Origin of the sequence: Brevibacterium zhoupengii (genome assembly GCF_021117425.1) — a bacterium.
GTDB lineage: Bacteria > Actinomycetota > Actinomycetes > Actinomycetales > Brevibacteriaceae > Brevibacterium > Brevibacterium zhoupengii.
This window is the reverse complement of sequence record NZ_CP088298.1, coordinates 23796-43399: the sequence shown is the minus strand read 5'-3', so window position 1 is coordinate 43399 and position 19604 is coordinate 23796. Positions and strand designations below refer to the sequence as shown.

The window sequence follows — 19604 nt, the reverse complement described above, 5'->3', positions numbered from 1 at the left end:
CGAACGGCCCCCGTCGTCGAGGTGCTCACTGATTGAAGTGAGCGAACCTCAGCGACGGGGGCCGTTCGTCATTCATCCAGAACCTCACGCCTCGTGGCCGGTCCACCACCCCGGAAACGCCCGGAGATCCGAACCGCCAGCAGACCGGTGATCGTGAACGCCAGAGTCGCGGCGAGGATGAGCAGGATCGGGGCCGTCCACCCGTCGGTGACATTGCCCAACCAGCCCGCGAACGGCGGAGCCAGGGTGGCTGCAAGGTAGCCGCCTCCCTGCACCCGGGCCGAGGCCGAAGCTGTCTCCCGGTCACTCCCTGCGGTGCGGGCGATGATGGAGAAGATCGCGGTGAATCCGCCGCCCTGGGCGATTCCACCGGTGATCGACCACAGTACGAACGAGCTGGGAGCCAGCAGCAGTCCGACAGGCAGCGAGAGCCACAGTGCGGCGATGATCGCCACCGGCACCCACGGTTTGGTGCGGGCCGCCAGCAGCGGCACTCCGAATGCGCCGAGGATGGCCGCGATCTGGAACAGCGAGGCAGTGCCGCCCGAGGCTGTCGCGCTCAGTCCTCCGGTGTCTGCCAGGATCGACGGCAGCCACGTCGTGGTCGTGTAGTAGGCGATCGACTGTCCGCTGAAGGTGACCACGAGCAGTGCGATGATGGCGCGGAATTCGGGCGGTGCCTCACGCCACGGGCGACGTTCCTGTGTGGGTGCGGGCATCGGCGGCGTCTCGGCCGCGGCTGCGACGATCGCATTGCGTCGGATCCGCAGCCGGATCGCAAACAGCCAGTAGACGAGTCCGAGCACGGCCATGCCACCCCAGATAGCCACGGCCCACCGCCATCCGACGGCCGCAGCCAAGGGACCTGTGCCGAGGAGGGTGATCATGGACCCGACATTCATCGTGGCCGAATACAGGCCGGTCACCATCGACACCTGGCTCCAGGGGACCTCGCGCCGGATGATCACCGGGACCGCGATATTGCCCAGAGTGATGGCGAAGCCGATGATTCCGGTGCCCACGAGCACGAGCCAGGGCGGCCCGAGCGAGCGCAGCACCGTTCCCAGCAGCACACCGGTGAGGCAGGACAGCACGGCCGCCTCGGCGCCGAACCGGCCGATGGCTTTGCCCGCCACAGGCGTGACGAGGGCGAACAGCAGCACCGGCAGGCCCGTGAGGAGGCCCACCCCGGCCGCGCTCAGACCCGTGTCGTCCTGGATGTCGCCGAGGACGGCCGTCGGTGCGATGATCGGTGCCCGCAGGTTGATCGCCAGGACGACGATGCCCACGACCATCCACGGCAGCATCCGCCGGGCGACGGAGGGGTCCGACTGGTTCACATGCGCTCGGGTACGCGGATGCCCAGTACTCCGAGTCCGGCTTCGAGCACCTCGAGGACGGTCTGGCTCAGGCGCAGCCGAGAATCGCGCACCTCGGCGGTTTCTGCGATGAGAACCGGGCACTGCTCGTAGAACGACGTGAAGGACTGGGCGAGGTCGAAGAGGTACGTGCACATTCGGTGCGGCGCGGACCCGGCAACCACCTCGGCGACGACATCGGAGAACCCGAGGAGCGCCAGGCCCAGGTCACGTTCGGCAGCCTCGCCGAGGTGGATCGGCGCGGCCGTGAACGCATCCCCGTCCGCCTTACGCAGGATCGAACGGATCCGTGCACCGGCGTACTGCAGATAGGGGGCGGTGTTGCCGATGGGGGCGAGCATACGGTCAAGGTCGAAGGTGTAGCTGGTGTCGTGGGCGACGGAGAGGTCGGCGTACTTCACGGCTCCGATGCCCACGGTCTTAGCCACGAGGGCCTCCTCTGCAGCACCGAACTCGACGTTCGACTCCTGGAGTGTGGCCTTCGCACGGGTGACAGCCTCGTCGAGGAGCTCAGCCAGACGCACCGGGGCTCCGCTGCGCGTACGCAGGATCTTGCCGTCATCGCCGAGGACATTTCCGATCTTCACGTGCTCGAATTCGACGCCCTCAGGCAGCCAACCGGCGGCCCGAGCGATGGAGAAGACCATCTCGAAGTGCATGGCCTGCGGGGTGCCGACGACGTAGAGGACACGGTCGGCGTTGAGGTTGCGCACGCGGTGGCGAACAGCTGCGAGGTCCGTCGTGGCGTAGCCGTAGCCGCCGTCGGATTTGCGGATGATGAGTGGCAGCGGTTCGCCCTCACGACCGGTGAAGCCTTCGGGGAAGACGCACAGGGCACCGTCGCTGATGCGCGCCAGACCCGCGTCCTCGAGTTCCTGGCAGACCGCGGCGAGATCATCGTTGTAGATGCTCTCACCTGCGAGGTCGTCATCAGTCAGGGTGACGTCGAGGAGGGAGTAGATGTGGTTGAAGTAGGTCTTGGAGAAACCGACGAGCCGCTCCCACAGCTCAAGGGTCTGCTGGTCACCGCCCTGCAGTTCGACCACGCGGGCCCGAGCGCGGGTGGCGAAGGCCTCGTCGCTGTCGAACTTCGCGCGCGCTGCCTGGTAGAAGGCATTCGGGTTGGCCGAGATGTCCTGGGCCGTCTCGGATTCGATGCCGACGTCGAGGAGGTGTTCGATGAGCATGCCGAACGGAGTGCCCCAGTCGCCGATGTGGTTCTGGCGCACGACGGTGTTGCCGAGGAATTCGTGCGTGCGGGCGAGCGCATCGCCGACGACGGTGGTCCGCAGGTGACCGACGTGCATCTCCTTGGCGACGTTGGGCGCCGAGTAGTCGATGACGATGCGCTGACCGGCAGCGGTCGTACCCTCGGTTGCCGCACCCTCGGATGTCGCAGGCGACTGCGCAACAGCCTCGGCGGCGGTGCCCTGGTTGAGGGTCGAGGCCAGGAAGTCGGAGGTGAAGGTGAGGTTGATAAAGCCGGGGCCCGAGATCTCCGGGGTCTCGCAGATGTCGACGAGGTCCAGGTTGCTCACGATCGTGTTTGCGATGTCACGCGGCTTGGACTTCAGCTCCTTGGCCAGGGGCAGCGCCACATTCGCCTGAAAATCGGCGAACTGGCTGCTCCGGATCACGGGGTCGCGTCGCTTGAAGTCCTCGCCGAAGGACTGTTCGAGGGCGAGTGCGAAACGATCGTTGAGAAGCGAAGTCAGAGATGGCATGACACCATTCTATTGGTCAGGGGCCGACCGCGCCGCATGGGCCGCGTCACCTCGCCGCACCAAGCTCAGGCGCCTGCGCCGATGAGATCTCGCAGAGCGTGCAAATTGGCTGGGCATCCTCGTCCTTCACGGCACCGCGTCCGTGCATGCTTGTAATGTGGGTCACGTGAATTCCAACACTTATCTCCGGTATCCGCACATCCACGGTGATCTCATCACCTTCGTCGCCGACGATGACGTGTGGCTCGTCGCCGCCGAGGGAGGTCGTGCTTGGCGCCTGACCTCGGATCATGCACCCGCACGCAGCCCCAGGTTCTCCCCTGATGGGTCCCGAATCGCCTATGTCTCACACCGCGACGGCCACCCAGAGCTCATGCTCGCCGAGGTGGCCTCCGGTTCTCTGCACCGGCTCACCTGGCAAGGGTCGACGGCGATGACGATGCTCGGCTGGGCCGACGATGAGCACGTCCTCATCGGTTCCAATGCCGGCGAGTTCGAGTCACGCAATCACGTCGTGAGGTCTGTGGGAATCGACGGCAGCGTCGAACGCCTGTCCTGGGGTCGTGCCTCGGGAATGGCCCGCCATCACTCATCGGTGACGGCACTGGCCACTCCCTACAGCCGTGAACCCGCGCACTGGAAGCGCTACCGAGGAGGAACCGCGCCCCGACTCTGGCTTGATCGCAGCGCAGACGCCACAGGCAGCGGAGTCCAGTGGCAGCGGCTGCTGCGCGAAGAAGAGGCGTCGCTGACCGACCCGCTGTGGGTGGGCGACTCCCTGGTCATCACCTCTGACAGGGCCGCAAGCTTCCCCCACCATGCCCATGAACAGGCCAACCTCTGGATCTGGGACGGTCTGGCCACACGCAGCGGTGGAGGTCCGGGTGAGCCTCGACAGCTGACATTCCAGACGGAGGCCGAAGGGTACGTGCGCAATGCCACGACCGACGGGACGCGCATCGTGTGGCACAGCCGCGGCGAGATCCGCATCCTCGACAGCCTCGATGCCGGCATCCGGACCCTGGCAGTCCAGCTTCCCGGCACCCAGGTGCAGCCGCTCAACCTCGACTCGAAGTCCAGGATCGGCGCTATCGCCCCAGATCAGGAGGGCAACGCCTCCCTCATCGAATGGCGGGGAAAGACCTTCTGGTTGGCTCATCGTGAAGGTCCCGCACGAGCATTGTGCGCGGACTCGTCGATCCGCACACGTCTCCCGGTGGTGCTGGGACAGACCGGGCAGGCGGCCTACATCACCGATGTCGAAGGTGAGGATGCCATCGAAGTGCGTGCCACCTCGGCGACGGCGTCGGAACGGCGGATCGGGGCGGGCGCTCTCGGACGGGTTCTGCACATGACCTCGGATCCGTCCGGAAAGACCTTGGCCACGATCTCCCACGACGGAAGCGTCCGACTTGTCGAGGTCGGAAACGGCAGGACCCGATTGGTGGGGCATTCGGGCTTCGGTGAGGCCAGGTCGCCTGAGTTCTCGCCCGACGGGCGCTACCTCATCTGGTCACAGCCCACTCAGGGTGAGGAGCAGCTCGCGCAGCTCATGCTCGTCGACACCAAATCAGACCGTGAGGCGCTGGAGCTGACCAGTGGGAAGTACAACGACTACTCCCCCACATTTTCCTCCGACGGCAAGTACATTGTGTTTCTGTCTGACCGGACCTTTGATCCTGCCTACAATCAGCACTCCTTCGATCTGTCATTCAACGGTGTGACCAGGCCGTGGCTGTTGCCCTTGAGCGCCACTGAGCCGGCTCCGTTCGGACCGACCTCGAGTGGTTGGGCGATCAGCGAACTGACAGATGAGGCTTCAAAGGCAGAGAAGACCAAGGCGGAGAAGTCCAAGGTCACTACCGTCGAGCTGGATGTCGAGGGAGCCGAAGAGCGGATCCTCGCGTTCCCCGTCTCTGCCGGTGTCTTCCGCAAGCTTGAGTCCGCTGTCGGCGGTGTTCTGTGGATCCGTGCCGGGGAATCGGAGGACGGTGTGCTCGGCACCGACCTTGATGCCCCTCCGACAGAGTCGATCCAGTACTTCGACTTCGCCAAACGCAAACTCGTCACCATCGTCGATAAGGCGGATGCCTATTGGGTGAGCGGGGACGGCAAGCTCATGGTTGTCTACGATGACGGCGATGTGACCGTACGCCCGAGCAACCGCAAGGTCGAAGACGACGACGATGAGTGCGTCTCGGTGGATCTCTCCCGGCTGCGCTTCGAACTAGACCTCCGGGCCGAGTGGCTGCAGATGTTCGAAGAGAACTCACGCATCATGCGCGATCACTATTGGCGTGCAGACATGAACGGCGTGAACTGGGAGGGAGTCACCCTGCGGTGGCGCCGAGTCGCCGCGAAGGCACTGACCCATGACGATCTCGTCGACGTGCTGTGGGAGACGGTCGGGGAACTCAACACCTCTCATGCCTATGTCACTCCCTCGACTGCCTTGGGCAACCCCTCGAAACGGCTCGGCTTCCTCGGAGCCGACCTGGAACGGACACCGAGCGGATGGCAGATCGCACGGATTCTGCCTGGTGAGAGCAGTGAACCCGCGGCCAGGTCACCATTGCGCCAGGCGGGTGTCGGAGCTCAGGAGGGCGACATCATCCTGGCTGTCGATGGTCAACGAGTCGATGAGGTGCGCGGTCCCGCAGCTCACCTGCAGGGGGCCGGCAACAGGATCGTCGAGCTCACCCTGCGCCGCGGCCGCAAGGACCGTGTGGTGGCAATCGTTCCGCTGACCAGCGAGGAGAAGCTGCGGTACCAGGACTGGGTGCGCTCGAGGCGAGAGTATGTGAGGGCGAAGACCGAGGGACGCGTCGGCTATGTGCACGTCCCGGATATGATGCCCAACGGTTGGGCACAGCTGCATCGCGACCTCAGACAGGCGATGTCGGCCGACGGCGTCATCGTCGATGTCCGGTTCAACCGCGGCGGTCATACCAGTGCCCTGGTGGCCGAACGCTTCGCCGATCGCGTCATCGCCTGGAACGCCGTGCGCAACTACGATGCCATGATCGCCGACCCCGAAGACGCACGCCGTGGACCGGTGGCCTTCGTCGCGAACGAGTTCTCGGGCTCCGACGGTGACATCATCAATGCCCGTGCTCAGGCAAAGGGCTTGGGCCCCGTCATCGGCGTACGCACCTGGGGCGGAGTCGTCGGCATCGACGGCCGCTACGACCTGGTCGACGGCACCGGTGTGACCCAGCCGCGCTACGCCTTCTGGCTTGAAGGCAAGGGCTGGGGTGTGGAGAACTACGGTGTCGAGCCTGATATCGAGGTTGAACATGATCCCTCGCAGCTGTTCAGCGAAGACGATCTGCAGCTAGATCGGGCCATCGCCGAGGTCCTGTCCGGTCTGGAGAAGACCCCTGCGGCCACGCCTCCGGAATTCCCGGCCCCGCGGGTGCAGGCGCCGCCGAAGGCCCAGGCTCCGGGAGCTCCGTCGGAGTAAGCGCTCGGAGCGACGGCTCCCGCGGACGACAGTCCCGGGGCCTCAGCCTTCGGGAGGTCTCAGCCATCGGGACACCTAACCAGCCGAGTTCGAACTTGGGACCGGCGTATTGAGAAACTTTTGGTGTGCTTCTCAGGTCCGAGAGCACACCAAAAGTTCCTCAGCGGCCTTCGAGCGGCACGAGCGCCCACAGGCCGAAGGCGAGGAGCACGAAACCGGGGATGATTCCGCCTAAGACGGGGATGAAGTCGGGGGCACCGGCGAAGAAGGCGATGAAGCCGGCGATGCCGCACAGCGTGACGACCGTGGCGAGAATGTGGAAGCGACCGAGCTTGAAGACAGAGCCGAGGGCGAAGAAGTGCGTTCCGACGACGAATGACACCCAGGCCACACCGAGTTCGGGATGACCCATCCCGCTGAGCAGGCGAATGCCTCCGAAGAGCGCGACCGCCTCGATGGCGACAATGATCCAGTAGCTGCGCCCGACGGTGCCAGCCGCGTGCACCTGCGAGTCTGCAGTACGAACCTGAGCACGCTTCATCCGCCCTAACCCGCGAAGCGCGAGAAACGCGATGGCGGCGAAGGCGGCTATGCCCACGATGAGCACCAGCGTCCGGCCCAGGGTTGAGAAGTCTGTGCTGTTGACGATGAGGAAGACGAGCCCGAAGGCTCCGCCTATGAGCGAGCCGATCTCCGCGCCCGCGGCGGGCTGCGGACTGGTGTGCACTGCGTGGGTCATCATCGTCCTGTCGGGAGTGCATGGGCACCACCACCTCTTCGGTGGTGACTCGGTGGACCCTGAACCTGCCGCCGGGGCGCCGGACTCGGGTCTGTGCTCACATTCTTACACCTGAGACCATCTCATTCCCACATCTGAGGCCGCCCCTTGCCGTGAATGCCCGGAACTTTCCTGCCGCCTCTCACCGTCTACGCGCGAAACTTCCGGTCGTCTAAGGTCTTGACCCCGTGAATGAATTGATGTTCACTAGTGGTGAACATTGATTCATTTTCCTTTGAGCGAAGAGCTTTCGCCCTAGAGAGAAGCCGATCGAGGAGGCAAAGATGCCAGATACACACGAATCTGCGACCGCTGCGCAGGAGTTCGACGACATTCTCTATGAGGTCGAGGAGTCCTTTGCGGTCATCACCATCGACCGTCCCGGCTCGTTCAATTCCTTCCGCTCGCAGACCGTCGACGAACTCATCGAGGCACTGACTCTGGCCTGGGGTGACAATCGCGTCCGCTCGATCATCCTCACCGGTTCGGGACAGAAGGCGTTCTGCGCCGGTGGCGACGTCAAGCAGAAGGCGAAGACCGGAGACTACGGTCCCAGCCGATATGGCATGTTCCGCATCTCCGAACTGCACAAGACCATGCGATCGGTGCCGAAGCCCATCATCGCCGCCGTCAACGGTGTCGCCATCGGTGGAGGCAACGTCCTCAACACCCTCTGCGACATCACGATCGCGGCCACGCATGCTCGCTTCGGGCAGGCCGGGCCGAAGGTCGGATCCTTCGACGCCGGATACGGGACGGCCTTCCTTGCCCGGGTCGTCGGCGAGAAGCGGGCTCGCGAGATGTGGTACTTCTGCGAGCTCATCGACGCCCAGAAGGCCGAGAGCTGGGGATTGGCCAATGAAGTCGTCGAGGCCGAGGAACTCATGCCACGGGCCAAGGAACGGGCCCGAGCGCTGGGACTCAAGGCACCCACAGCGCTGCGCTTCCTCAAGCAGTCGTTCAATGCCGACAGCGAGATGCAGACCGGGTTCACCAACCTGGCCATGAGCGCGCTCGACCTCTACGCGCACTCACCGGAATCGCATGAGGGCGCGGCCGCCTTCGCCGAGAAGCGCGATCCGGATTTCAGCAGCTTCGACAACGCGTACTGAACCAGCCCACCAGAACAGAGGATCACAGTGGACTTCGCAATCACCCCAGAGACACAGGGACTGCTCGACACGGCAGCGACGTTCGAGGATCGCCTCATCTCCGAGGCGCGTGACCGGGAGGCCGTCGGGCAGATCGGAGCCGAGCTGACCCAGGAGATGGGTCGCGCCGGGCTCATCGCACCCGAACTCTCGACCCACCTCGGCGGGCAGGGCCAAACGAAGGTGAGCGCAGGACTGGTCACCGAGGCGATCGCTCGGGGCGATCTCAACGTGGCATATCTGCAGGTGGTGGGCTCGCTGATGGGTCAGGTCATCGCCCGCAACGCCAGCGCCGAGGTGGCCGAGCACTATTGCCGGCTCATCACCTCGGGTGCCGAGACAGTGGCAATCGGGCTCTCCGAACCCGACGCCGGCTCCGATGCAGGCAACCCCCAGACCACCGCCACGCGCGATGGCGCCGATTGGATCATCAACGGCACAAAGTCCATGTCACTGGCCATGACCTCGACGGCCACGGTCATCTTCGCACGCACCGATCCTGATGCGAAGCGAGGCAAAGGCATCTCCGCCTTCCTCGTCGACCTCGATGCCCTCGGAGTGACCCGCGCTGCGATCACCGATATGGGGCAGGACGCGGTGGCTCGCGGTTCCGTCGACTTCACCGATGTCAGGGTCCCGGGCGATCACCTCCTCGGCGCCGAAGGAGCAGCATTCTCCCAGGTCATGCAGGGATTCGACTTCTCCCGTGCCCTCATCGGACTCCAGTGCACAGGCAGCGCCACCCGAGCGATCGAAGACACGTGGGGATACGTGCGGGAACGCGAGGCTTTCGACCAGCCGCTGTCGAAGTTCCAAGGAGTATCGTTCCCACTCGCCGAGGCGGAGACAAAGATGGCTGCCGCAAGGCTGCTGTGTCTGAATACGCTGTGGCTCGGCGACGAGGGTCTCCCTCATACTTCGCAGGCGGCGATGTGCAAATGGTGGGCCCCGCTCGAGGCCTACCACGCCATCCACCAATGCCTCCTTCTGCACGGCCAGAACGGCTACAAACAGGATCGGGACGTGGAGAAGCGCCTCCGTGACGTCCTCGGGATGCAGATCGGGGACGGAACCGCGCAGATCATGAAGCTCGTCATCGCCCGGGAATCGGCCGGACGCGCCTACGCCCCCTGAAACACACAGCCACTCATCCGACCAAGACACCTTCCGAAGGGATCACACACCATGTCTGCACTCGACAACCGCATCATCATCGTCACCGGCGCCGCCTCAGGGATCGGCAAGGGCATCGCGACCCGACTGGCCTCCGAGGGCGCCACCGTGGTCGTGGCCGATCTCGACGAGAAGAAGTCCCAGGAGACCGCCTCGGCGCTGGGCAACGGATCGATCGGCATCGCCGTCGATGTCACCGACCGGGCCAAGGTCGATGCCATGACCGCGCGGACCATCGAAGAATTCGGGCGCATCGACGTCCTCGTCAACAACGCCGGCTGGGACAAGGTCGAACCCTTCATGGAATCGACTGCCGACACCTGGGACCGCGTCATCGCGATCAACTTGATCGGGACCCTCAACTGCACCCAGTCGGTCGCCGCGCACATGATCGCCGCTGAATCCGGTGCAATCATCAGCATCGGCTCCGACGCCGGTCGCGTCGGTTCCAGCGGTGAAGCCGTGTACTCCGCGGCCAAGGGCGGCATCATCTCGTTCACGAAGACCTTCGCCCGAGAGGTCGCCCGACACAACATCACCGCAAACTGCGTGTGCCCCGGCCCTGCCGACACCCCGCTGTTCGCGGAGATCTCGGCTGACAACCCGAAGCTGCGCACCGCGCTGGAGAAGGCGATTCCGATGCGTCGCCTCGCCCACCCCGACGATCTGGCCAACGCGGTCGCCTTCTTCGCCCAGCCCGAATCGGCCTACGTCACCGGTCAGACCCTGTCCGTCTCCGGTGGGCTCACCATGGCCTGACCCACCCACCCCGTTCAGTCCCCACCCCGATCAACCGAACAGTCCACCCGCACGATCAGCAATCAATGGCACGCACACAGCGCAAAGGAGCCCTGACATGCCCACTCGATTCGACACGATCCTCACCGAGTCCCTCATCGCGGACCACACCTCGACCGGTGCGTGGAAGAACAGAACACTGCTCGACCACCTCGATCATTGGACAGCGGAGACTCCCGATGCGATCGCCTCACGCGACCCCTACGGGTCCCACACCTATCGGCAGCTGGCCGAGGACTCTCAGCGGTGCGCCCGCGCCCTGGTCGACCTCGGAGTGGAGCCCGGCGACGTCGTCGGCATCCAACTGCCCAATTGGTACGAGTGGCTGGTCATCCACCTCGGCGCGATCCGGGCAGGGGCCGTGAGCAACGGCCTCATCCCGATCTACCGTGACCGCGAAATCGGCTACATGGCGAAGAAATCGGGAGTGTCCGTGCTCTTCGTCCCGCACACGTTTCGGAAGTTCGACTACACGGAGATGGTCGACCGCCTGCGGACGCAGCTGCCGGATCTGCGCCACACGGTCGTGCTCAACACGCCCGGGGAATCCGACTTCACCCCACGTGAGGGATTCGAAGAGTGGACGGACTTCCTCGGCCGCGGCGACAGCGCCCCCGCTGCCGACGTCGACTGGGAAGCGCGTCGACCCGACCCCAACGACGTCGGTCTCATCCTCTTCACTTCGGGAACGACGGGCGACCCGAAGGGCGTCATGCACACCCACAACTCCGTGCTGGCGGCTGCCCTGCCCTGGCCGGACCACCTGGGACTCGGAGCAGGATCGGTCATCCACATGGCCTCGACGTTCGGCCATCTCACCGGGTTCATGTACGGAGTGTGCCTGCCCCTGCTCATCGGCGGAACCGGGGTCTTCCAAGATGTCTGGAACGGTGAGGAGTTCGCCCGTCTCATCGACGAATACAAGGTCGAACACACCTCGGGCGCCACACCGTTCCTCCACGACCTCATCGAGGTGGCGAAGACGACGAGCCATGACCTATCCAGCCTCCGGCATTTCTGCTGCATGGGTGCACCGATCCCCCGTGTCATGATCCGCGAGTCGAAGGAGCTGCTGCCCGAGCTCAACGTCTTCGGCGGCTGGGGTCAGACCGAGTGCGGTCTCGTCACCATGACCGCTCCCGGTGATTCCGAGGAGAAGGTCGCCAGCACGGACGGACGTGCCCTCGGCGACATGCAGCTGCGGGTCGTCGATCCTCTCGGCGAGCCGGTACCTGCAGGAAGTGAAGGAAAGGTCCAGGTCAAAGGCCCATTCCTGTTCGTCGGTTACCTCTTGGAGCCGAAGCTCACCGAAGACGCCTTCGACGGGGATTGGCTGGACACCGGCGATATCGCCGAGATGGACGCCGAGGGCTTCATCAAGATCGGCGGACGCTCCAAAGACATCATCATCCGTGGTGGGGAGAATATTCCCGTCGCCTACGTCGAAAACATCCTCTACGAGCACCCGGCGATCACCCAGGTCGCTCTCGTCGCCGTTCCTCATCCGCGCCTGCAGGAGATCGCCTGCGCCGTGGTCTCCCTGCGCGAAGGAGAGACCTTCACAATGGACGATCTGCGTGAATTCTTCGCCTCGAAGGGGGTCACGAAGCACTACTGGCCCGAGGTTCTCCAGATCCTCGACGAGTTCCCGCGCACACCGAGCGGTAAGATTCAGAAGTTCAAACTGCGCGAGGAAGTGGTCGTGAAGCATGACAAGTGAGACCGAAGATCTCAATGCCATCGTTCGCGGTGCTCGAGCCGAGTTCCGTGAACGGCAGATCGTCGACGCCGCGATCGGCCTGATGCAGAAGAAGGGCGCGCACTCCGTGTCCATGCAGGCGATCGCGAAGTCGACCGGGGTCAGCGTCGGTCTGCTCTACAAGTACTTCTCGGACAAGGAGCAGATCGTCCTCGCCGCGATCACGCGGGTGCTCGAGGACTTCCGCATCCGCGTGCCGGCGGCCATTGAGAAGACCGACGACCCCGTCGACCGCATCATCGCGGCCTTCACGGAGTTCTGCCAGGTCGTCGACGAGCATCGGCAGGCGGTCGTGCTGACCTACCAGGTCTCACGGTCACTCTCGCGTGACGGCCTCGAGTCTATCCAGACTCAGGAGCTCGCAACCCTGCAGCCGCTCATCGATGTCGTCGCCGAGGCGGGGGCACAGGGCGATCTCCATAACGTCGATGCGAATACCCTCGGCCACGACCTCATGACGATGGCGCACATGTGGGCACTCAAGCATTGGTACTTCCAGCAGCGGGAGGTCAGTCTCGAGGAGTACATCGCCCAGCAGGTCCGCACGGTTGTGATGAACAACCTCAGCGAGAGCGCGCGGAAGCGAGTGGATAAGTCGGCAGTCGGGTGAGCGCGGCGAATCAGCCTTCGCGGTGATAGAGCAGGTAAAGATAGCCGTCGTCGGTGCCGTACAGGGACGCCAAGGAGAGTTCGGCCGGCGGGTCGAACTGCGTACCGCGGAGAATGCTGGTCCCATTCCCTGCCACCAGCATGGGGCTCCTCGTCAGGCTGAGTTCGTCGACGTCCCCGGTCCTCAGCAGATCGGTGAACAGGCGAGGTCCGCCTTCGCAGACGATGCGGGACAGACCACGGGAAGCAAGCTCAGCGATCGCCACGCTCAGGTCCACCATTGAGCGCCCGGCCACGACCACCTCGGCGACCTCAGCCGCCTGCGCACGGGCCTGCGCGGGTGCATCGGCACACGTGATGACGATGGTTCGGGCCGCGTCCGGGGCCTCGGTGAACAGTGGGGACGAGAAGTCGAAGTCCAGACTGTGTGAGACCACGGCCATGGGCGCAGTCGGGGTTCGCCCCTGACGCAGGTGACGCCACTGCCGATCATCTTCGGCCGAGCCGTAGCCCTCGACTCGAGCCGTACCCGCGCCCACGAGGATGACGTCGGCCAAGGCCCGGTTGAGCGCGAATAGTCCCTTGTCCGTGTCGTTGCCCAATCCACCGGCGCGACCGGCGATGGTCGCAGCGCCATCGACCGACGCCACGAACACGGCCCGCACCCACCGCTCGACACCCTCGGGGAAGGCAAAGGCCTCAGGAAGAGTCACCGTCTGCTGCGGTGCGGGCACGAGCCTGTTCACACGCGGGCCACCATTCGAGGCATCACTCGGGGCACTGCTCATCGACCGTCCCTATCGCCGATGAGAGTCTGGTCAGCGATGCAGGGGAACACTGGATTCGTCCGTCAGAGCAAGGAATCCGAAGGTCTCCTGAAGGTAGAGCTCGACGCTGTCGCCGTCATGGCTGTGATAACCGATCGAGAGGTCCTGGCCGAGGTGCAGCTCGTAGTCTCCGCCACGCACCGAGACAAGGAGCGCCCCTTCGAGCGCCGGGGCCCAGATGATCTCTCCGTCGCCGAGCAGGCGGGAGAAGTGATCGCGGACCGGGTAGCCGTGGTCGGTCGATTCCGAGACCTTCGTATACTCCTCGGAGGACAGCAGCAGGCTGTAGGGGCCGTCGACGCCGGCCTTGCGCAGACCGCCGAGCGCTTGGGCCAGGGAGTCGGCGAAGTCCTCGACGGCATCGGGGATCGCCACCGGGGTATTCGAGCTGCCGGGCATGATTCCGCCGATGCCGGCCGAGTCGAGGCCGTGGAGGATTGCACTGTCCTCAGCCATCGCGATCGTGGTGGCGGCATCTTTGACGGGTTGCCAATCCGAATCGCCGGACCCGCGTTCGACATCGTCGATGGCCTGCCGGGTGACTGTGAACGGCACTCGCAGCTCGATGAATTCCTGCGAGATGCGCTGCTTGATCGAGATGCCGTGGCCGGTGCTCCCGAGTGTGCGGATGTGGCCGGTGCCTACGGACGAGGTCTCGAAGCCGGTGGGGCCCTCGACGTCGACGATACGGCGGCCGGCGATATTGCGCTTGAAGGTACGGCGGGCTTCCTCTTCGATCTCGGCCCAGGCGGAGTCCGTGACTGGGGCGAGGTCGCGATAGAGATTGTTCACTGTCTACTCCTTTTGAGACTTCCTATTCCGAGGCTGCCGTCGGACGTATCCCGAGCGGCATCCACGGCTGTCTGATCTGCGGGTTCGGTGGAATTCCTCGCCGAATCGTCGGCGGGACCACCCGTGTCATCGGTCTCAGCAGCTGCATCCTCGTCCGCGGCTGCATCCTCGTCATCGCCCGGATCCTCGAGGAAGTCCTGAGTCGGGACGTAGAACAGATTGCCGGTCTCCGCGGTCGAGAAGTCGAGGATGCGGTCATAGGTCCCGGGAGGGTCTCCGATGAACATATTCTCCAGCATCTGCTCGGTCACCGAAGGATCGCCGGCGTAGCCGATGAAGTACGTTCCGTATTCGCCTGACTCGACGGACCCGAAGACCATGTTGTCGCGCACGATCTTGTGTTCGGTCCCGTCCTCATCCTCGATGGTGTTGAGGATGAGATGGGAGTTCGCGGCCTTGTCATCGTCGTCGAACTCCATGTCGGAGAGCTTGTGGCGCCCGAATGCCGCCTCCTGGGCCTCGACGCCCAGCGACTCCCACTCCTTCATGTCGTGCGTGTACTTCTGCACGATGACGTAGCTGCCGCCCTCACAATCGGGGTCTTCGGGACCGACGTAGGCCGAGTCGATGGCCTCCTGATCTTCGGGATTCTCGGTCCCGTCGACGAAGCCCAAGATGTCGCGTTCATCGAAGTAGCGGAATCCGTGCACCTCGTCGACGACATCGACAGACGAGCCGAGCTCTCCGATGATGAGCCGAGCGAGTTCGAAGCACAGGTCGATGCGTCGCGCGCGGATGTGGAAGAGGATGTCGCCTGGGGTCGAGGGGGCTGTGTGGGTGTCGCCGCGCTGTTCGATGAAGGGGTGCAGCTGAGCGGGTCGCGGTATCGAGTACATGCGGTCCCACAGTGAGGCGCCGATGCCCGTGACACAGCTCAGGTGGTCTTCGCGGGAGCGGAATCCAACGGTGCGCACGAGTCCGCTGACATCGCCGAGGAAGTTCTTGACCTCTCCTTCTGCACCCGGGTGGACGGTGACGACGAGGAAGATCGCCGAGGGGGCAGGCGGACCCAGGACGTGCTGCGGAGTCCTCCCGTTCGGAAGTGCCACGTTCTGTACCGTCACGCCATCATCTCCTCGTTCGCACGAATGATCATCGAGGTGCACAGCATCATCGCAATGGTGCTTGGCTGGTCAGTATACGCCCCCTCTGACAACGGGAAACAGCCGTTTTCGACAACCGCGAACGGTCCCCCTTGCCACCCGCTTCGTCTGTCCTACACTGGGGTCAGGACGACAGCATGGAGGTCGAGCATGACGCAGAAGCATCAGGTTCAGGTTCGGCGGGCCTATGACGACCCGGCTCAGAACAACGGCACTCGGATCCTCGTCGATCGGATGTGGCCGCGCGGGGTGAGCAAGGACAAGGCCGAGCTCGACGACTGGCTCAAGGAGCTCGCCCCCTCCAGCGACCTGCGCAAGTGGTACTCCCACGACCCCGATAAGTTCGAGGAGTTCTCGCGGCGCTACCGTGATGAGCTCAAGGACGATGACCATGCCGAAGCGTTCAAGCAGCTCAAGGAGTACGCGAAGAAGGGCAAACTGACCCTCATCACGGCCTCGAAGCGCGACGACATCAGTGACGCGACGGTGCTCAAGCACGTGCTCGACGGCAAGAAGTCGAACTGAGGGGTCAAGGGCGGACCATGAACGAGATCAAACCGGACACACGCGATTGGGCAGATGTGATCGAGGCCGGATGCCGCGAATGCGGGTTCACCGGAAACGAGGACGTCACGAGCGTCCCTGACTTCGCGACAGCCTCGGCGAAGGCGTGGGACGAGGTGCTGACCAGGCCGAATGCGCGCGAGCGTACTCAAGCGGATCGCTGGTCCGACGTCGAATACGCCGCTCATGTGCGTGACATCCTCGACCTGTTCCGCGAGCGCACGCACCTGATCGTCACGCAGGAGTCACCGACCCTGCCGAACTTCGACGGTGATGCTGTCGCCATCGAATCCGACTACCGGAACCAGGACCCCGCCGAGGTGGCCGCGGACCTGCGAGCGGCAGCCCTGGCCTACGCTGCCGACCTGTCTCAGGTCTCCGGGGACCAGTGGGATCGGGTCGGCTACCGCGCCGACGGTCGCGAATTCACGGTCACCTCACTGACCCGGTACGGACTGCACGAACTCAGGCATCATCTCCACGATGTCAGCGCGTGAAGCCCTGAGCACCTCGGCCCTGTTCACAAGTGCTCGCGCGAAAACTATCGTTGACTCATGGCACTGGAATGGGAGCAGACCGTCGTTGATGCCCACGACCCGCAGGTCCTCGGCCGGTGGTGGGCCGACGCCCTCGATTGGGTCGTCGTGGGCAATGATCCGGACGAATTCGAGATCCGCGAGACTAAGGACAGACTTCCGGGCATCCTCTTCGGACGCGACGATGAGACGAAGTCCGTGAAGAACCGGCTCCACTTCGACTTCCGACCCCAGGATCGCGACGCCGAGGTGGAGCGACTGCTGCGTCTCGGCGCCGTCCGCGTCGACGTCGGCCAGACCGGTGAGGAGCCCTGGGTGGTCCTCGCCGACCCGGAGGGCAACGAGTTCTGCGTCCTCTCACCCCACGATCCATGACTTGGCGCGAGCTACGATCTGGCGCCACCCAAGATCTGATCAGTCCTCAGCCGGTATTGGACAGAAGTGTCCAAAATAACCTACTCTCGTTCCATGGGCAGGAAGAAGAGCTTCGACGAGCAGACGGTGATCAACGCCGCGATCGCCGTCTTCAGCGAGCATGGCTACACCGGCACCGACGTCGGCCTCGTGTGCGAACGCGCGAACATCGGCCGCTCCAGCTTCTACAACACCTTCGACAGCCTCGATGCACTCTTCCTGCGCGCACTGCGCGAATACACCGCGTCCGGAATCCCGCTCCGGGAGGAACTGGAGACAGGGACAGCACCGGCACCAGCACTCATCATGCACCGCCTCGGCGGAGAACTGGCCAAGCAGTGTGAGGACGATCAGCGCATCGGGTGCCTGTCTGCCAATACCGCGGCCGAACTCGGACGTGAGGTCGACGCGGTGTGCACGATCCTCGATCCCGATCGTCAGGCCTGGTTGGAGACCTATAGCATCGTCTTAGAACGCGGCCAGGTCGAGGGCCATCTTCGCTCCGATCTCGATGCAGGGGTGCATGCGGAGCTCATCCACAGTGTGCTCGCGGGATTGAGAGTCGCCGCTCGGGTTATGCCCGCCGACAACGTCCAAGCGCAGGCGACCGCGTTCATCGAAGGGCTGTGCACTCCTGCGGGGCTTGCGGCACTTCACGACCACACGGCGGCCCACACAGACACCCGCTCACCCGGACTTCCCGTCTCAACCGAAAGCAGCCCCCAGTGACGACTTCGACTCACGCGAGAGTCCGTGTCCCGGCCCAGGTCTACCTCCTGGCAGCGGTGATCTTCTGCCTGGGCACCAGCGAGTTCATGATCGCCGGGATCCTCGAACCCATCAGCGCTGACCTGCAGGTCAGCATCCCCCAGGCTGGTCTGCTCATCACCGGGTTCGCCGTGGGAATGATCGTCGGGGCACCGGCGATGGCGCTGCTGACCCTCAAGCTGCCACGGAAGGCGACGATGATCATCTCGATCGTGGCCTTCTCCGCACTGCACATTGTGGCCGCTCTGTCGCCGAACTATTCGATCCTCATGGTCACCCGTGTCCTGGCGGCCATCGCCTGCGGCGGGTTCTGGGCCGTCGCCGCCGTCCACACGACCCGCATCGCCCCCGCCGAGGTGCATGGTCGTGCCCTGGCCAGCCTCGTCGGTGGCCTGACCGTTGCAAACCTTATCGGTGTGCCCGTGGGCACGTGGGTGGGCACCCAGTTCGGTTGGCGAGCGACATTTTGGGCCGTCGCGATCGTCACGGCTCTCGCCGCCGTCCTCATTGCGCTCACTGTTCGCAGCGCGTCCGGCGAGAACAGCGGGTCGAGTCAGCATCTGCCCACTCTCTTCAAGGCCGAGATCCAAGCATTCAAAGGCCCACGAATCTGGTTGGCCCTGGCCACCACCGCACTCTTCCAGGCTTCTGTCTTTGCGGCCTTCTCCTACTTCTCGCCCCTGCTCACTCAGGTGGCGGGGATCTCCCACGACCTTGTGCCCGGAGTCCTTGCCGCCTTCGGCATCGGCGCATTCATCGGCGTCGTCGTGGGCGGGCGATTCGCCGATCGCAATATCTTCGGCAATATCGTCGGCAGCCTCATTGCCCTGGCGATCAGCCTGTTCGCCTTGTGGCTCGTGGCCGGAAACGGCTGGGCGGCGATCGTGATGATCGTCCTCGTCGGCGCCAGCGGCTTCTCCATCGCCGGGGCGCTCAATGCCCGCGTCTTCCAGATCGCCACCCAGGCACCGACCCTGGCAGCCAGCGTGAACACCTCGGCGTTCAACGTCGGCAATGCCATCGGACCGGCGTTGGGTGCGGCGGTCATCGCTTTGGGCTGGGGATTTACGGCACCGGTCGTTGTTGCCATCGTCCTCGCACTAGCTTCCCTGGTCGTCGTCGCAGTTGCGATCCGGGTCGAACGGGTCTGGAGTACTCGTATCGGCGTCGCAACGCCCGAAGAGGCCTCAGACGCTGTCGCCTGACGTCGCCGATTCGGAGTATTCCCTGAGCAGCTCCTGAAGCCGATTGGTCATGAAGCGGTAGTACTCTTCCATCTGTTCGACTCGCCGACGCTGGACAGATGGCAATGTTCTACCTTGATCCTGCACCGACTCTGCGAAATCGAGCAGTTGAGTCGTTGCTCGATACTGATGGCCAAGACACCCGATCCACGCGTCTGACCTCCAGCGATAGACGAATTGCCGCTGTCCCGGTTCCTTGAACCGTTCGATCACGCCGTTGTCGATGAGCAGCCTCGTGGTCTCTGAGACAGAGCCTTTGCTCGCATCGAGGGCATCTTGAAGCTGGGCCGTACTCAGCGGTGAGTCGCTGAGCATGAGAACTCCCGCTGCACGACCTGCCATCGGGGGCCAGTTCATGGCCTCGCCGATCCGACGACTGAAACTCTCGATCAGCGACGCCTTCGCTTCCCGATCGTCTGTGTCTGCGAGCGCCGCCACGTCGAACTCCTTCATAACAATTCA

Annotated in this window: 18 protein-coding genes; 11 read left to right on the top strand and 7 right to left on the bottom strand. The window is 64.2% G+C overall.

Translation table 11 applies throughout. From position 1 onward, the window contains the following. Positions 1–68: 68 nt before the first annotated feature. Both LQ788_RS00190 and argS read right to left on the bottom strand, forming a co-directional pair. Entirely contained in the window at positions 69–1340 is a 1272-nt protein-coding gene (locus LQ788_RS00190) for an MFS transporter (RefSeq protein ID WP_231444092.1), read from the bottom strand. Continuing rightward, positions 1337–3103 (bottom strand): arginine--tRNA ligase, encoded by a 1767-nt coding sequence (argS, locus tag LQ788_RS00185; protein WP_231444090.1) that lies wholly within the window; start codon positions 3101–3103, stop codon positions 1337–1339. Before argS ends, LQ788_RS00190 begins: the two co-directional genes overlap by 4 nt. 166 nt (positions 3104–3269) lie before the next feature. On the opposite strand from argS, the gene LQ788_RS00180 reads away from it, so the two are divergent. Further along, positions 3270–6566 carry a S41 family peptidase gene (locus tag LQ788_RS00180; protein ID WP_231444088.1) on the top strand — a complete coding sequence of 1099 codons (3297 nt, stop codon included), beginning with the start codon at positions 3270–3272 and terminating at the stop codon, positions 6564–6566. Between the two features lie 160 nt (positions 6567–6726). On the opposite strand, the gene LQ788_RS00175 is transcribed toward LQ788_RS00180, so the two are convergent. Continuing rightward, positions 6727–7308 (bottom strand): hypothetical protein, encoded by a 582-nt coding sequence (locus tag LQ788_RS00175; RefSeq protein ID WP_231444086.1) that lies wholly within the window; start codon positions 7306–7308, stop codon positions 6727–6729. 320 nt (positions 7309–7628) lie between these two features. Between LQ788_RS00175 and LQ788_RS00170 the strand changes: the two genes are divergently transcribed. From LQ788_RS00170 to LQ788_RS00150, 5 genes are all read left to right on the top strand, one after another. Continuing rightward, complete coding sequence (locus LQ788_RS00170) at positions 7629–8456, top strand: enoyl-CoA hydratase-related protein (protein ID WP_231444084.1); 828 nt, start codon at positions 7629–7631, stop codon at positions 8454–8456. Between the two features lie 27 nt (positions 8457–8483). Further along, complete coding sequence (locus LQ788_RS00165) at positions 8484–9629, top strand: acyl-CoA dehydrogenase family protein (RefSeq protein ID WP_231444082.1); 1146 nt, start codon at positions 8484–8486, stop codon at positions 9627–9629. A gap of 51 nt (positions 9630–9680) precedes the next feature. Beyond that, positions 9681–10427 carry an SDR family NAD(P)-dependent oxidoreductase gene (locus LQ788_RS00160; RefSeq protein ID WP_231444080.1) on the top strand — a complete coding sequence of 249 codons (747 nt, stop codon included), beginning with the start codon at positions 9681–9683 and terminating at the stop codon, positions 10425–10427. 97 nt (positions 10428–10524) lie between these two features. Beyond that, positions 10525–12186 carry an AMP-binding protein gene (locus LQ788_RS00155; protein ID WP_231444078.1) on the top strand — a complete coding sequence of 554 codons (1662 nt, stop codon included), beginning with the start codon at positions 10525–10527 and terminating at the stop codon, positions 12184–12186. Then, the gene (locus LQ788_RS00150; RefSeq protein ID WP_231444076.1) at positions 12176–12835 is read left to right on the top strand and encodes a TetR/AcrR family transcriptional regulator; all 660 of its coding nucleotides are present in this window, start codon (positions 12176–12178) and stop codon (positions 12833–12835) included. The genes LQ788_RS00155 and LQ788_RS00150 overlap by 11 nt, the downstream gene beginning before the upstream one ends. A gap of 10 nt (positions 12836–12845) precedes the next feature. On the opposite strand, the gene LQ788_RS00145 is transcribed toward LQ788_RS00150, so the two are convergent. From LQ788_RS00145 to LQ788_RS00135, 3 genes are read right to left on the bottom strand one after another with little or no spacing between them, the layout of a single operon-like run. Beyond that, a complete protein-coding gene (locus tag LQ788_RS00145; protein ID WP_231444074.1) occupies positions 12846–13622 on the bottom strand; it encodes a dihydrofolate reductase family protein in 777 nt (258 codons plus the stop codon). 30 nt (positions 13623–13652) lie between these two features. Then, positions 13653–14453, bottom strand: a complete 801-nt coding sequence (locus LQ788_RS00140) for a family 1 encapsulin nanocompartment shell protein (RefSeq protein ID WP_231444072.1) — start codon at positions 14451–14453, stop codon at positions 13653–13655. Next, the gene (locus LQ788_RS00135) at positions 14450–15577 is read right to left on the bottom strand and encodes a Dyp-type peroxidase (RefSeq protein ID WP_231444070.1); all 1128 of its coding nucleotides are present in this window, start codon (positions 15575–15577) and stop codon (positions 14450–14452) included. The genes LQ788_RS00140 and LQ788_RS00135 overlap by 4 nt, the downstream gene beginning before the upstream one ends. Positions 15578–15766: 189 nt before the next feature. Here LQ788_RS00135 and LQ788_RS00130 point away from each other — a divergent pair, with 189 nt between their 5' ends. The 5 genes from LQ788_RS00130 to LQ788_RS00110 all read left to right on the top strand — a co-directional run bounded on the left by LQ788_RS00130 (position 15767) and on the right by LQ788_RS00110 (position 19103). Further along, entirely contained in the window at positions 15767–16141 is a 375-nt protein-coding gene (locus LQ788_RS00130) for a DUF488 domain-containing protein (protein WP_231444068.1), read from the top strand. Positions 16142–16158: 17 nt separating this feature from the next. Further along, on the top strand, positions 16159–16677 hold the full coding sequence (locus tag LQ788_RS00125) for a DinB family protein (RefSeq protein WP_231444066.1): 519 nt from the start codon (positions 16159–16161) through the stop codon (positions 16675–16677). Between the two features lie 57 nt (positions 16678–16734). Next, positions 16735–17091 (top strand): VOC family protein, encoded by a 357-nt coding sequence (locus tag LQ788_RS00120; protein WP_231444064.1) that lies wholly within the window; start codon positions 16735–16737, stop codon positions 17089–17091. A gap of 93 nt (positions 17092–17184) precedes the next feature. Next, the gene (locus LQ788_RS00115; protein ID WP_231444062.1) at positions 17185–17859 is read left to right on the top strand and encodes a TetR/AcrR family transcriptional regulator; all 675 of its coding nucleotides are present in this window, start codon (positions 17185–17187) and stop codon (positions 17857–17859) included. Continuing rightward, positions 17856–19103, top strand: coding sequence for a Cmx/CmrA family chloramphenicol efflux MFS transporter (locus tag LQ788_RS00110; protein ID WP_231444060.1), 1248 nt, complete (start codon positions 17856–17858; stop codon positions 19101–19103). Before LQ788_RS00115 ends, LQ788_RS00110 begins: the two co-directional genes overlap by 4 nt. On the opposite strand, the gene LQ788_RS00105 is transcribed toward LQ788_RS00110, so the two are convergent. Continuing rightward, positions 19086–19595, bottom strand: coding sequence for a GbsR/MarR family transcriptional regulator (locus LQ788_RS00105; protein WP_231444058.1), 510 nt, complete (start codon positions 19593–19595; stop codon positions 19086–19088). The genes LQ788_RS00110 and LQ788_RS00105 overlap by 18 nt on opposite strands. Positions 19596–19604: the final 9 nt, after the last annotated feature.